General features: G+C 66.9%; 13 protein-coding genes. 6 read left to right on the top strand and 7 right to left on the bottom strand.

The genetic code is table 11. The features are described from left to right. The first annotated feature begins 108 nt into the window (after positions 1 to 108). Positions 109 to 1,098, top strand: coding sequence for a UDP-glucose 4-epimerase GalE (gene galE / locus NS365_RS19180; RefSeq protein WP_058601912.1), 990 nt, complete (start codon positions 109 to 111; stop codon positions 1,096 to 1,098). Between the two features lie 8 nt (positions 1,099 to 1,106). Here galE and NS365_RS19175 read toward each other — a convergent pair whose 3' ends face one another. Further along, complete coding sequence (locus NS365_RS19175; RefSeq protein ID WP_058601911.1) at positions 1,107 to 1,955, bottom strand: DUF6030 family protein; 849 nt, start codon at positions 1,953 to 1,955, stop codon at positions 1,107 to 1,109. A gap of 283 nt (positions 1,956 to 2,238) precedes the next feature. Between NS365_RS19175 and NS365_RS19170 the strand changes: the two genes are divergently transcribed. Next, the gene (locus NS365_RS19170) at positions 2,239 to 2,556 is read left to right on the top strand and encodes a hypothetical protein (protein ID WP_153003855.1); all 318 of its coding nucleotides are present in this window, start codon (positions 2,239 to 2,241) and stop codon (positions 2,554 to 2,556) included. 136 nt (positions 2,557 to 2,692) lie between these two features. On the opposite strand, the gene trmD is transcribed toward NS365_RS19170, so the two are convergent. From trmD to ffh, 6 genes are all read right to left on the bottom strand, one after another. Beyond that, positions 2,693 to 3,394, bottom strand: a complete 702-nt coding sequence (gene trmD, locus NS365_RS19165; protein ID WP_058601909.1) for a tRNA (guanosine(37)-N1)-methyltransferase TrmD — start codon at positions 3,392 to 3,394, stop codon at positions 2,693 to 2,695. A gap of 5 nt (positions 3,395 to 3,399) precedes the next feature. Then, entirely contained in the window at positions 3,400 to 3,702 is a 303-nt protein-coding gene (locus NS365_RS19160) for a putative quinol monooxygenase (protein WP_058601908.1), read from the bottom strand. Positions 3,703 to 3,794: 92 nt separating this feature from the next. Next, on the bottom strand, positions 3,795 to 4,382 hold the full coding sequence (rimM, locus tag NS365_RS19155; RefSeq protein WP_058601959.1) for a ribosome maturation factor RimM: 588 nt from the start codon (positions 4,380 to 4,382) through the stop codon (positions 3,795 to 3,797). Positions 4,383 to 4,529: 147 nt separating this feature from the next. Beyond that, a complete protein-coding gene (locus NS365_RS19150; protein WP_244498502.1) occupies positions 4,530 to 5,966 on the bottom strand; it encodes a sensor domain-containing diguanylate cyclase in 1,437 nt (478 codons plus the stop codon). A 205-nt stretch (positions 5,967 to 6,171) separates the two neighbouring features. Further along, positions 6,172 to 6,555 (bottom strand): 30S ribosomal protein S16, encoded by a 384-nt coding sequence (rpsP, locus tag NS365_RS19145; RefSeq protein WP_058601906.1) that lies wholly within the window; start codon positions 6,553 to 6,555, stop codon positions 6,172 to 6,174. Between the two features lie 100 nt (positions 6,556 to 6,655). Continuing rightward, positions 6,656 to 8,221, bottom strand: a complete 1,566-nt coding sequence (gene ffh / locus NS365_RS19140) for a signal recognition particle protein (RefSeq protein WP_058601905.1) — start codon at positions 8,219 to 8,221, stop codon at positions 6,656 to 6,658. 376 nt (positions 8,222 to 8,597) lie between these two features. Between ffh and NS365_RS19135 the strand changes: the two genes are divergently transcribed. From NS365_RS19135 to NS365_RS19120, 4 genes are all read left to right on the top strand, one after another. After that, entirely contained in the window at positions 8,598 to 8,861 is a 264-nt protein-coding gene (locus NS365_RS19135) for a hypothetical protein (RefSeq protein WP_058601904.1), read from the top strand. A 111-nt stretch (positions 8,862 to 8,972) separates the two neighbouring features. Beyond that, positions 8,973 to 9,596 (top strand): TetR/AcrR family transcriptional regulator, encoded by a 624-nt coding sequence (locus tag NS365_RS19130; RefSeq protein ID WP_058601903.1) that lies wholly within the window; start codon positions 8,973 to 8,975, stop codon positions 9,594 to 9,596. Positions 9,597 to 9,646: 50 nt separating this feature from the next. Further along, complete coding sequence (locus NS365_RS19125) at positions 9,647 to 10,840, top strand: efflux RND transporter periplasmic adaptor subunit (RefSeq protein ID WP_058601902.1); 1,194 nt, start codon at positions 9,647 to 9,649, stop codon at positions 10,838 to 10,840. Then, the coding region (locus NS365_RS19120; protein WP_058601901.1) for an efflux RND transporter permease subunit at positions 10,837 to 13,092 on the top strand (2,256 nt) is incomplete at its 3' end. The genes NS365_RS19125 and NS365_RS19120, both read left to right, overlap by 4 nt.

Here is a 13,092-nt window from a genome sequence, read left to right as displayed (position 1 = left end):
CCGCAGGGTTCTGCCCTCGGCTCTTAACCCAAAATGCACGCCCTGCTTGCCGCGCTGCGGCAAAGCCTCTAGCTCTGGCGCCAGCGTGGCTGGGGAAAGGCGACAAGCATGACGGTTCTCGTAACGGGCGGCGCCGGTTACATCGGCAGCCACATGGTCTGGAATCTCGTCGATGCCGGCGAGGACGTGGTGGTGATCGACCGCTTGTCCACCGGCTTCGAATGGGCGGTGCCCACGGAAGCGCGGTTGCAGGTCGGCGACATCAACGACCAGCCCTTCGTGGAGCGCGTGATCGCCGAATTCGGCGTCACCGAGATCATTCATTTCGCCGGTTCGATCGTGGTGCCGGAATCCGTCTCCGATCCGCTCGGCTACTATCTCAACAATACGGTGGCCAGCCGTGCGTTGATCGAAAGCGCCGTGCGCTGCGGCGTGAAGCATTTCATCTTCTCTTCGACTGCCGCCGTCTATGGCTCGCCGCGCCAGATGCCGGTGCAGGAAACGCAGCCACCCGCGCCCGAATCGCCCTATGGCACGTCCAAATGGATGACGGAGCTGATGCTGCGCGACACAGCCGCGGCTCATCCGCTGACCTTCGCGGCGCTGCGCTATTTCAACGTGGCGGGCGCCGATCCCAAGGGCCGCACCGGCCAGTCCACCAAGGGCGCGACCCATCTGATCAAGGTCGCGAGCGAGACCGCGCTCGGCAAGCGGACCCATATGGATGTCTACGGCACGGACTATGATACGCCGGATGGCACCTGCGTGCGCGACTATATCCATGTGAGCGATCTCGCCGACGCTCATGCGCAGGCCCTGCGCTATCTGCGCGGCGGAGGCGAGTCGCTCATCGCCAATTGCGGCTATGGCCACGGCTATTCCGTGCTTCAGGTTCTCGATACGGTGCGCCGCGTGGTGGGCAAGGAGTTCGACGTGCGCTTCGCGGGACGCCGGCCGGGCGATGCGACCTCGATCGTGGCCGACGCGTCGATCGCGCGCGAGCGCTTCGGCTGGACGCCGCGCTTCGACGATCTCGACCGGATCGTCGCCGATGCCCTGTCCTGGGAAGAGAATCTGTCGCGTCGCAACGCGCGCTGACGCTTGGCTTACGGCCTGTCCGCCGGCCCGGCGTCGGCGGACAGGCCCTGAGGCACAAGACCCTGCCGCCCGATCAAGCGCTTCTCTTCGGGCGGGATGGGCGCGAAGCGTGAAGAGTCGCCCGCCTCGAACGGACGGGGAAGAAGAACGCTGAGATTGAAGCGACGGATATCGGCGCGCTCGGGTTTGAGCGAGAGTTTTGCGCCTGCGACCTCCGCCTCGAAGGTCTCGAACGCGGCGACCTTGGCCAGCAGCGCCTCGCCCGGCGCGCGCCCGACCCGCGACATCAGATCCGCAAGAACGACAGCGACGTCGCGCCCGGCATCTGCGGCTTTCGCTTCGTCATGGAGATTGGCCTTCACACGGAAGTCGAGCGCATTGTCATCGTCGTCCCTCGCGCTGCGGGCCATGGCAAAAAGACGTGTCGGCGGCCCGTCGCCGGGGCGCGGATAGGTTCGCTCCATCGCGCATTCCTCGCGCCCGCTGCGGGGCGCAGCCCCAGCGCGATCCGTTTTCCATCCCAGCTCTTTCAAGCGAGCGCAGATTTCGCCGGGCGCGATGCCCTGCCTCGGCTGGAAGGTGAAGGTCATCCGAGCCAGTTCCAGCGGACGAAACCAGCGCCGCTGCTCCGCGAGCGTCAGGCTAGGCCCAGGCGCGGGCGGCGGAGACGGTGTGGCCACCGGGATCAGCACCGGCGCGCGAACGCTATGCGACACGACAGGACCGGAGGCCTCGCGGTTGCGATGCCAAAGCTGGAGCGCGGCGAGTGCGCCGCCCAGAAGCGCTACCAAAACCAGAAGCCGCACGAACATGGCGCCCGCGGCCGAGTCCCGTAAGGCGCGAAAGGTCTCGAACAAGAGGGATGCGCTCTTTCGTTTGGAGTTCGCTGACCTTTATATCACCCCAGCGGCGCCGCGACAGCGGGCTAGAACCGGGGACAGGACCATTCGGCGGAGGGCGAGCGAGCGATTGTTTCTGCCGGCAAGGTGCCGGGCGCAGGCCGTGCAGCGCATGAGCGAGCACCGGCAACGATGCGCGGCGGGAACAAGACACGGTCCGCCGACCCGAAGGGTTCTGTCCCCGGTTCTTATCTCCCGTGACGTGGCCCGACCTTCGAGCCGAGCCGGCGAAAGGATCATCATGAGGTATGTCGCACTCCTGCCTGCAGTGCTCGCACTGCTCACGATCTTTCCCGTCGGCCAGCCTCACGCCCAAGCCGTGCGCCAATGCGAAGCCGGCGATACCGCCTGCCGGCAGAACGCGCGCCGGACGAATTCGGGCGGTGTTTCCGCGCCGCGCCCGGCCTCGCGCGCGCTGCGCCAAGGGAGCGACGGCACGCTCGCGCCGCGAACCGGCCGCTATCGCGAAAACGGCCTTTATGGTTCGGGGCAAAACAAGGGTTGCGACAGCCAAGCCGTGCGCTCGCGTCAGCGTTCCGGTCTCGTTCCAAATTGCTGAGAGCCTGTTCGGCTTCTCGCCGGCTATGCCAAATCAGCCTGGGCTGACACGCGCCACGGCAAGGGATGGGAACAGAGACGGCGGGACCGCCCCTTCCTGGCTGCCCGAAGCGCCCGACGCAGCCAGGAACTGGCCGTCAGTCGTCCCGGTTGGAAAACCGGCTCCAGAGATCGGGCCGGCGCTCGCGCGTCAGGCGCTCGGCCTCGGCGCGCCGCCAGCGCTCCACCGCGCCATGATCGCCGGAGGTAAGGACGGGAGGAATGGTCCGCCCCTCCCATAGGGCCGGGCGCGTATAATGGGGATGCTCCAGCAGCCCGTTCTCGAAGCTTTCGGTTTCGCCGGAGGAACTGTTGCCCATGACGCCGGGCAGAAGGCGCACCACGGCGTCGAGCAGCACGAGCGCCGCCATCTCGCCGCCCGAGAGAATATAATCGCCGATCGAGACTTCGATCAGGCCACGCCCTTCGATCACGCGCTCGTCCACGCCTTCGAACCGTCCGCAGACGATTACGGCCCCCTCCCCTCCAGCGAGGTCGCGCACGAAGCCCTGCGTCAGCGGCCGGCCGCGCGGGCTCATCAGGAGCCTAGGGCGCGGATCGTCCTCGGGGCTCGCCGCATCGATGGCGCGGGCCAGAACATCGGCCCGCAGCACCATGCCGGGCGAACCGCCGGCGGGCGTATCGTCCACCAGACGATGCCGCCCCTCACCGAATTCGCGGATGAAGGTCGTCTCCAGCGTCCAGTCCCCACGCTGCAAGGCACGGCCGGCGAGCGACGTGCCGAGCGGCCCGGGAAACATCTCGGGGTAAAGCGTGAGGATGGACGCACGAAAGACCATGACGCTCAGCCGAACGCTTCGACGGAGGCGACGTTGACGATCTGAAGTGTCACGGCGGCACCGCCGGCTGCGTCCAGCGCTTCATGCCATGCGCCGACGTGAGCGGCCTTGGTATGGGCGGTCAGTGTTTCGCGGCTGTCCCATTCCTCGTAGATGCGCACGAGACCGGGCTCCGAGACATCCCGCGCGAAGGCATAGACCTTGCAGCCGGCCTCCTGGCGCGTCGCCTCGATCAGGCGGCGCATGGGTTCGATGAGCGCGTCGAGCGCCTGATCCGTGGTTTTCAGCGTACCGGACACGATGATCATGATGAATCCTCCCTCGCCCTCCTGGGCGGGTCAGCGATAATGCGCGACGCGGGGGATGGCAACGCGCGAGGGGATGCGCCGTGCGGCCGGGCTTACGCCTCGGTGGGCTTGTCCTCGGTCTCGCCATCCTCGTCGCCTTCGCCCTCGCGCGCCTCGACGGCGCCCGACAAGCCGGCGGCGACGGGCTCGACCAGGATGAAGCCGAGATCGAGATCGACCTCCGGCACGGCCGTCTCGGTGAAGGGGATCATCACGCTGGCGCCGCCGTCGGGAGCGATTTCCAGAATGTCGCCTGCACCGAAATCGTGGAAGGCAACGACTTCGCCGATCACGGTTCCGTCCGTCGTGCGCGCGACGAGGCCGACGAGATCGGCCTGATAGAACTCGTCATCCTCTTCGTCCGGCAAGGCGCTGCGATCCACGAAGAGGTCGGTACCGTTCAACCGCTCGGCGGCGTTGCGGTCCTTCACCTCGGCAAAGCGAACCACCACGACGTTCTTCTGCACGCGCGCCGACTGGACGGTGAACCGGCGTCCGGTGCTGTCGAAGAGCGGGCCATAGGCGCCCAGATCCTCGGGGTCCTGCGTGAAGGATTTGACGCGCACTTCGCCCTTGATGCCATGCGCGCCTCCCACGGTGCCGAGAAGAACGGGATCGGACGGCGCTTGGGGATCGGACACGGGGCAGCGAACTCGCGAAGGAACGGAAGAGCGGCCAGCCTGCCCGAGGGCATTGGAACTGGCCAGTTCAAAAAACTCCAGAGATCGTTTGACCGCGCGCGCGAGCTTCGTCAACCACGGGCCGCGAATCGTCCGGCCGAAAACCCGTCAGGACATCGCCCCACGCCGATCCTGATGGGTCCGTTCATAGAAGCGCCGCTTCACCTGATACATCAGAAGATCGGCCCGGCGCGCCACCTCCTCCAGCCGCTCGCCCGCCCGCATGGTCGCAATGCCCATGGACAGCGACAGGGCTTCGCCGGGATAGAACTGGTTGTTGACCTCGCAGAGTTCCTCGATCGAAGCCATCAGCATCTCCGCCTCGGCGGCTCCCGCGCCCGGCATCAGCACGGCGAACTCGTCCCCGCCGATGCGCGCGGCGGTCCAGGGACGGCTTACGGCCTCTGTAAAGACCTCTCCTGCCCGGCGCAGAAGCGTGTCGCCGGCGGCATGGCCGAGTTGGTCGTTCAGCGCCTTCAGCCCGTTGAGATCGGCCACCAGCACGCTCACCGTTTCCGTGCGCCGGCGTTCGATGCGGTTCATCTCGTCGTTGAAGAAGGAGCGGTTGTAGAGCTTGGTCAGAACATCGTGCTTGCCGAGATATTCGAGATAGGCCTCCGCCTTCTTGCGCGCGGTGATGTCGGTCAGCGCGATCTGAACGAGCGACCAATCCCTCTCATGCCCCGGCAGGACGTCGAACTGAAGGACGAAATGCATCTCCTCGCCCTCCAGCGAGTAGTTCACGACCTCGCGGCTCTGGAAGAGCTTGCCGTTCCAGAGATCGATGAGCTGCTCCTGAAAGGGATGCAGCATCCGGTCGCGGAACACGTCGCCCAGGCGCGACAGGAGCGTGTCGAGATCGGGCGCGCGGAAGAGCTGGAGCGTCTGCCGGTTGACCGAAAGAACGCGGATTTCGCTGGCGCAGCGCGTGACGAAATCGGGATGCACTTCGAGAAAGGTGCGAAAGTCGGACACGCCGGTCGCGCGCACGTCTTCCAGAAGTTCACGGATGGCCGAGAAATCTTCCACCCAGAGCGAAACCGGCGAGTTCTCGAAAAGCGCCGTGGCATAGACCTCGCTTTCGGCGAGTTGCCGCCGCGCGCCCTCGCGCTCGCTCACGTCTTCGGTCGCGACCAGAACCCGGTCCCAAGTGTCTTCGTGGCCGGGCAGGATGCGGCCCTTGAGCTGGATGTCGAGCGGGCGGCCGCTCAACGTATGGTTCACGGCGGAACTGGTGAACTCGGGCGAGCCGCCGGCGATCTGAACGATCTCCTCCAGATGGTTTTCCAGCATCGCGCCCTGGAACACTTCGCCCAGCCGGTTGACGAGTTCGGCCGTGTCGCGCGCTTCGAACAGGCGCAGGGTCGCGGGGTTCACGTCGATGATGCGGATCGCTTGGGCCGAGGCGCGAACCCGGGTGAGATCGGCTGAGAGAAAAGCGCGGGGATCGTCCATCCCTTCCGCCCGCCATTGGTCCACGAGCCGGCGGATGCCGCTCCAGTCCTCCAGCCAGAGAGGGATCGGGGCAAGGGCGAACAGGTCCATCGGCATCAGTCTCCCAACGAAGCGCGGATCGAACGGCAAAGACATACTTCGGGCGAAGGGTGTTCGCCGAAAGTCCGATGCGCGCCGCTCCCGGCCATGGCCAAGCCGACTCGCTGCCCCACGAAAAAGGCGCGCTGGAAAGCCAGCGCGCCTTACTTTTACAGTCGAGATGTTAAGAGATCGGTCAAGTGACCGCTCCGAAACCTTACTCGGCCGAAGCTTCGGCAGCGGCCTGCTCGGCGGCGGCGCGGGCGTCTTCCTCGCGCTGCTTGCGCTCGGCTTCGCGCTCCTGGGCCTTCTTGCCCGGCAGGCCCTTCTTGAGGTTCTCGCGCGACGGACGGTTCACGATGCCGGCCTTGTCGAGGAAGCGCAGCACACGGTCGGTCGGCTGAGCGCCTTCACCGAGCCAATGCTTGATGCGGTCTTCCTGAAGGGTGACGCGCTCGGCGTCCTTCGGCAGCATCGGGTTCCAAGCGCCGACCGCCTCAACGAAGCGGCCGTCGCGCGGCGAACGGGCGTCGGCGACGACGATGTGGTAGTAGGGGCGCTTCTTGGAGCCGGCACGGGCGAGGCGCATCTTGAGAGGCATGGGTTTGTCCTTTGTTCTTGATCCCGGCGCCTTTTGAGGCCGCGCCGTGGTGTCTGACAGTTAAGTTGGTGTTGCGAAGGAGAAGCCGGCGCGCCGGCCTCTATCGTTTCTTGCCCGGAAGACCGGGAAGCTTGGGAAGGCCAGGCAGGCCGGGAAGCCCACCGCCGCCAAGGCCGGGAGGCAGGCCGCCGGGCAAGCCGCCCATTCCCCCGAGGCCACCCTTCTGAAGGGACTTGGCCATCTCTTCGAGCTTCTTGGGGTCCATCTTGGAGAGGTCCGGCATACCGCCGCCGAGACCGGGCGGAAGACCCATCTTGGAGCCGAGGCCGCCCATGAGCTTGCCCATGATGCCGGCGCCCTTGCCGCCCTTGCCGCCCATCGCCTTCATCATGTCCGCCATCTGACGGTGCATCTTGAGAAGCTTGTTGATGTCGGCCGAATCCGTGCCCGAGCCCGCCGCGATGCGCTTCTTGCGCGAGTGCTTGAGCAGGTCCGGGTTCTCGCGCTCCCACTTCGTCATGGACGAGATGATCGCGAGCTGGCGCTTGAGCAACTTGTCGTCGAGACCGGCGGCCGAGATCTGGTCCTTCATCTTGGCCATGCCGGGCATCATGCCCATGACGCCGCCCATGCCGCCGAGCTTCTGCATCTGGCCGATCTGGTCGGCCAGATCGTTCAGATCGAACTTGCCGGACTGCATCTTCTTGGCCATCGCCGCGGCTTTTTCCGCGTCGATGTTTTCGGCGGCCCGCTCGACCAGCGAAACGATGTCGCCCATGCCAAGGATGCGGTCGGCGATGCGCGCGGGATGGAAATCCTCCAGCGCGTCCATCTTCTCGCCCGTGCCGATCAGCTTGATCGGCTTGCCGGTAACGGCGCGCATGGAGAGCGCGGCGCCGCCGCGCCCGTCGCCATCGACGCGGGTCAGGACGATGCCCGAGATGCCGACGCGTTCGTCGAAGGAGCGAGCCAGATTCACCGCGTCCTGACCGGTCAGCGAATCGGCGACGAGCAGGATTTCATGCGGGGCGGACTTGGCCTTGATCTCGGCCATTTCCACCATCAGCGGCTCGTCGATATGCGTGCGGCCGGCGGTGTCGAGGATGAGAACGTCGTAACCGCCGAGGCGGGCGGCCTGCGCGGCGCGGGCCGCGATCTCGACAGGGTCCTGGCCCGCGATGATCGGCAGGGTGGCGACGCCCGTCTGCTCGCCCAGAATGCGCAGCTGCTCCTGCGCAGCCGGGCGGCGCGTGTCGAGCGAGGCCATGAGGACGCGCTTCTTCTGGCGCTCCGTCAGGCGCTTGGCGATCTTGCCCGTGGTGGTGGTCTTGCCCGAGCCCTGCAGGCCGACCATCATGATCGTGACCGGCGAAGGCGCGTTCAGATCGATCGCCACCTGATCGGAGCCGAGCGTCGCGACCAGCTCGTCATGAACGAGCTTGACCACCATCTGGCCGGGCTTGATCGACTTGACGATCTCGGCGCCCACGGCCTTGGAACGCACGCGGTCGGTGAAGGAGCGCACCACTTCCAGCGACACGTCCGCTTCCAGAAGCGCCCGACGAACCTCGCGCAGCGCGGCCGACACGTCGGAGTCCGACAGCGCGCCGCGGCCGGTGAGGCCGTTCAGGATGGACCCGAGGCGGTCCTGGAGGGATTCAAACATCGCATCGTCCTTGTTCTTCCGACCAGCGGAAGAATGGGAACCGGAAGCGCCCCTTCCAAGCCGCAGCGCCAAAGCGGATCGCATCCGCGGGCGAATCTCGCTGGCGGATGGGGACCTCCATGCGGCTCGGCAAACGAGGGACATGGTCGGCGGATTGCGGTCGGAACGGTCGCAAGGTTTGGGTCTTTAAGGCTGCTCGGGGCTCGAAAGTCAAGAGCCACGGCCTCATCCGGTGCAAAACCGGTCCCTCTTCACGCTTTCTCAGAGTTTTGGCGCGAAGACACGCTGCATTCCACGTCCTACGCATTCCTGTCGCCACTTTCTTAAACGTCCGAAGTTACTCTTCGGTCAGACCATTCCGACGCCCGCTGGAACCATGAACATTCTGCGCTTCCCCAACGTCCGCTCGCAGGGAGAGCCCCATCGGCTTTCCGGCGAAGACGTGCGCGCGGAAACCGACGTCGACGACCGGGACCCGCCGCTCCAGCCCGCGCCGATGATTCTCTCCAGTCCGCATCAGCCCGAATTGCGACTGCTGATGGCGGTCACGATGTTCCAGCGTTCCTCTATCGAACTGCTGCTCGCACGCAACGACGCCGCGCGCGACATTCTCGACCAGATGCGGCCGCTCGACCCCTGAACCTTCGCCAGCCCGACATCAGTTTCAAGCCAACGGAAAGTTGATCGTATCTGGACCTGATAAGTTGCGAATGATATGAGAACGATCGTTCGCTCTCATTCTGCTGATTCCATGACCTTCACCGATACTGCCGAATTGCCGGAGGCGGCGAGCGCGCCCCTCTCGCGCAAGGACCACATCCTTCGCGCCGCGCGGCTTTGCTTCTCGCGCTCGGGCTTTCATCGCGCGTCGATGAGCGAAATCTGCGCCGAAGCGAAGATGAGCCCGGGCGCGCTCTATCGCTATTATCCCTCCAAGGACGCGATCATCGAGGCGATCGCCGAGGAGGAGCGGCTGGCCGCGAGCGCCTGCCTCGCCCAACTCGCCGCGCCCGGCCCGATCGCCCGCCGCATCACCGATGTCGCGCTGACCTATCTCGCGCAGGCCCGCGACCCGGAGACCGGCAATCTGATGGTGGAGATCTGCTCGGAATCGCTGCGCAACACGGCTGTCGGCGAGCGCTTCCAGGCGATCGAGGCCGAAGTGCGCCAACGGTTTCAGGTGGTTCTGGAGGAGGCGCGCTCGCGTGGCGAGATCGCCGCCGATCTCGATCTCGACCTCGCGCTGACCTTTCTCATGGGTATGGGCGACGGCCTCGTCATGCGGCTTCGCCTTGAGCCCGAGCGCCCAGCCGAAACGCTGCGCCCCTACCTTCACCGTATGATCGCCAGCCTTCTGGGGGCCGACCCCGCATGATCGCGCGCGCTCCTCTCTCTCCCCTCCCTCGCTTCTTTCGGAGTGTTCCCATGCTTCGGTGCCTGGCCCTCTCCCTTGCCGCTTCGGTCGCGCTGAGCGGCCTGACCGCTCCCACATGGGCCGCCGAACCGGCCGCACCAGTCGCCGCGCCCCCGCCGCCCAACATCTCGGTGCTGACGGCCGAGCCGCGCGAACTGGTGGCGAGCGTCACCGTCACCGGCACGCTGACCCCGCGCGAGACCGTGACGGTCGGCGCGGATGTCGATGGCCTGCGCGTTCGCGAGCTTCTGGTGGACGAGGGCGACGAAGTGAAGGCCGGTCAGGTTCTGGCCCGGCTCGAAACCGACATGATCGACGTCAATCTGGCGCGCTCCGCCTCGCAGGTCGCGCGTGCCGAAGCCGCGATACAGCAGGCCAAGGCCGCGATCACCGAAGCCGAGCCGGCCTCGGTGGAGGCGGACGCCTCGCTGAAGCGCACGAGGGCGCTGAACGACAAGGGCATTGTCGGCCAGGACGTCTTGGACACGCGCGTCTCGGCCGCCGCGACGGCTGCGGCCCGCCTTGCCTCCGCACGCCAGAACGTGGCCCTCTCGGAAGCGGACCTCGCCGCCACGCGCGCCGAACGCGCCGAGCTGGAGCTTCGCCGCTCCAAGGCTGAAATCCGCGCGCCGACGGACGGGCTCGTCCTGCGCCGTGTCGCCCAGCTCGGGCAGATCGTCTCGGCGGCCGGCGGCGGCCTGTTCGAGATCGCGCGCGACGGGCTGGTGGAACTCGACGCCGACGTGTCTGAAACCGCGCTCGGCACGATTCGCAAGGGTGAGCCGGCTCAAGTGACGGCGGCGGGCGGCATCAAGACCCATGGCGAAGTGCGCCTGGTCTCGCCGCGCGTCGAGCAGGCCTCGCGCCTCGGGCGCGTGCGTATCGCCCTGCCCAAGGAGGCCACCCTGCGCGTCGGGGCGTTTGCTCGCGCCGTGATCGAGACCGATCGCAGCACCGGCGTCACCGTGCCGCGCACCGCCGTCAACACCGGGCCGACGGGCGATTTCGTGCAGGTCGTGTCGAACGGCGTCGTGGCGACGCGCACCGTCACCACGGGCGTTTCCACCGGCAGCGCGGTGGAAATCCGCTCCGGCCTCCAGGCGGGCGAGAGCGTCGTCGCGGTCGCCGGCACCTTCGTGCGCGATGGCGACAAGGTCACGCCCGTGCCGGCCGAGACGCTCGAAACGGCGGAGGCCAAGCGATGAACTGGAACATCTCGGCCTGGGCGATCCGCAATCCGGTTCCGCCCATCCTTCTCTTCGTGGTGCTGGTGGCCATCGGCATCGTCAGCTTCATGAATCTGCCGATCACGCGCTTTCCCAATATCGACGTGCCGGTGATCTCCGTCACCGTCACCCAGTCGGGCGCCGCACCCGCCGAGCTGGAAACGCAGGTGACCAAGCTCGTCGAGGACGCCGTCGCCGGCGTTTCCGGCATCAAGCACATCACCTCCACCGTGACGGACGGCCAGTCCGTGACGGCGGCCGAGTTCCGGCTGGAGGTCAACACCGACCGCGCCCTCAACGACGTGAAGGACGCGCTCGCCAAGATCCGGGGCAATCTTCCCCGCACGATCGAGGAGCCGATCGTCCAGCGTATCGAGGTCGAGAACCAGTCGATCGTCACCTATGCCGCGACCTCGCCGGGCATGACGCCCGAGCAGCTCTCCTGGTTCGTGGACGACACGGTGATCCGCGCGCTTCAGGGCATCAAGGGCGTCGGCAAGGTCGATCGCATGGGCGGCGTCAAGCGCGAGATCCAAGTGCGGCTCGACCCGGACCGGCTCGGCGCGCTCGGCATCACGGCGGCCGAGGTGAACGCGCAGCTGCGCGCCACCAATGTGGATATGTCGGGCGGCCGGGGCCAGTTCGGCGGCCAGGAACAGGCGATCCGCACCCTCTCCTCCGCCGGCACCGTCCGCGCCTTGGCCGATACGCGCATCGCGCTGTCGGGCGGGCGTCAGGTGCGCCTGTCGGAGCTGGGCACCGTCACCGACACGGTGCAGGAGCCGCGCTCGTTTGCCCGGCTCGACGGCCAGCCCGTCGTCGCCTTCTCGATCTACCGCTCCAAGGGCGCGAGCGACACGACCGTCGCGGGTCTCGCCGCCGAGCGCATCGCGGAGCTTGCCAAGGCGCATCCCGACGTGCGCTTCACGCGCATCGACGACAGCGTGACCTATACCTACGGCAATTTCGAATCGGCGATGGAAACGCTCGCCGAGGGCGCGTTCCTCGCCGTCGTGGTCGTGCTGCTCTTTCTGCGAGACTGGCGCGCGACCTTGGTGGCCGCCATCACCCTGCCGCTCGCCGCGATCCCGACCTTCTGGGCCATGAGCATGATGGGGTTCTCGCTGAACCTCGTCAGCCTTCTGGCCATCACGCTCGTGACCGGCATTCTGGTGGACGATGCGATCGTCGAGATCGAAAACATCGAACGCCACATGGGCATGGGCAAGCCGCCCTATCAGGCGGCGATGGAAGCGGCGGACGAGATCGGCCTCGCCGTCATCGCCATCACGCTCACCATCATGGCCGTGTTCGCGCCAGTCTCCTTCATGGGCGGCGTCGCCGGCCAGTATTTCAAGCAGTTCGGCCTGACGGTCGCGGTGGCGGTGTTCTTCTCGCTGCTCGTCGCGCGCCTCATCACGCCCATGCTGGCGGCCTATTTCTTCCGCCCGCAAACACATGAAGGACCGGGCTTCGCCCCGCTCCTGCGCCGCTATGTCCTGCGCATCGCCCCGTTGGCGGGTCTCGCCATCGGCGCGCTCTTCGCGCTGGCCGCCCTGCCGGAAACAGCCGGCGGCAACGCGGCGGTGGACTGGCTGAAGCTCCATGCCCCCGCCGTCACCTGGGATCAGGCCGGCGCGCTGTCGCTGCGCATCGCCATTGGCGCGGCGGTGGCCGCCGTGCTCCTCGCCTTCCTCAACCGCCCGCATCCCGCCGAGCAGCGCGACGGGCCGCTGATGCGGGCCTATACGGGCTTTCTGGGCTTCACCGTGCGCTGGCGCTGGCTGACGCTCGCGGTCGGCATCGGGCTCTTCTTCCTGTCGATGGACGCCACGAAACATCTGCCGACCGGCTTCATCCCCAAGGAAGACGCCTCGCGCATCGTGGTCTCCGTCGAGCTGCCGCCGGGCACGACGCTGGACTCGACCCGCCGCGCGGTGGACCTGGCGGCGGCCAGCATCCGCGAACTGCCCGAGGTGCGCTCCGTGCTCGCCATCGGCGGCTCATCACCCACCGGCACGCTGGAGGTGCGCCGCGCCGCGCTCACGGTCAATCTCGTGCGCAAGTTCGACCGCCACCGCAGCCAGGCCCAGCTCGAGCCCGTCATCGCCGCCAAGCTCGCGGCGATCCCGGACCTGCGCTCCTTCTTCGTCAACGACCGGGGCGAGCGCGAACTCTCCGTCGGCCTGCTCGGCAGCGACGGCGCGGCGGTGAGCGAGGCGGCCGCGCGA

Source organism: Aureimonas ureilytica, from assembly GCF_001475935.1.
GTDB classification, from domain to species: Bacteria; Pseudomonadota; Alphaproteobacteria; order Rhizobiales; family Rhizobiaceae; genus Aureimonas; species Aureimonas ureilytica_A.
The sequence above is the reverse complement of the archived record's forward strand: the minus strand, read 5'-3'. Positions and strand labels throughout refer to the sequence as shown.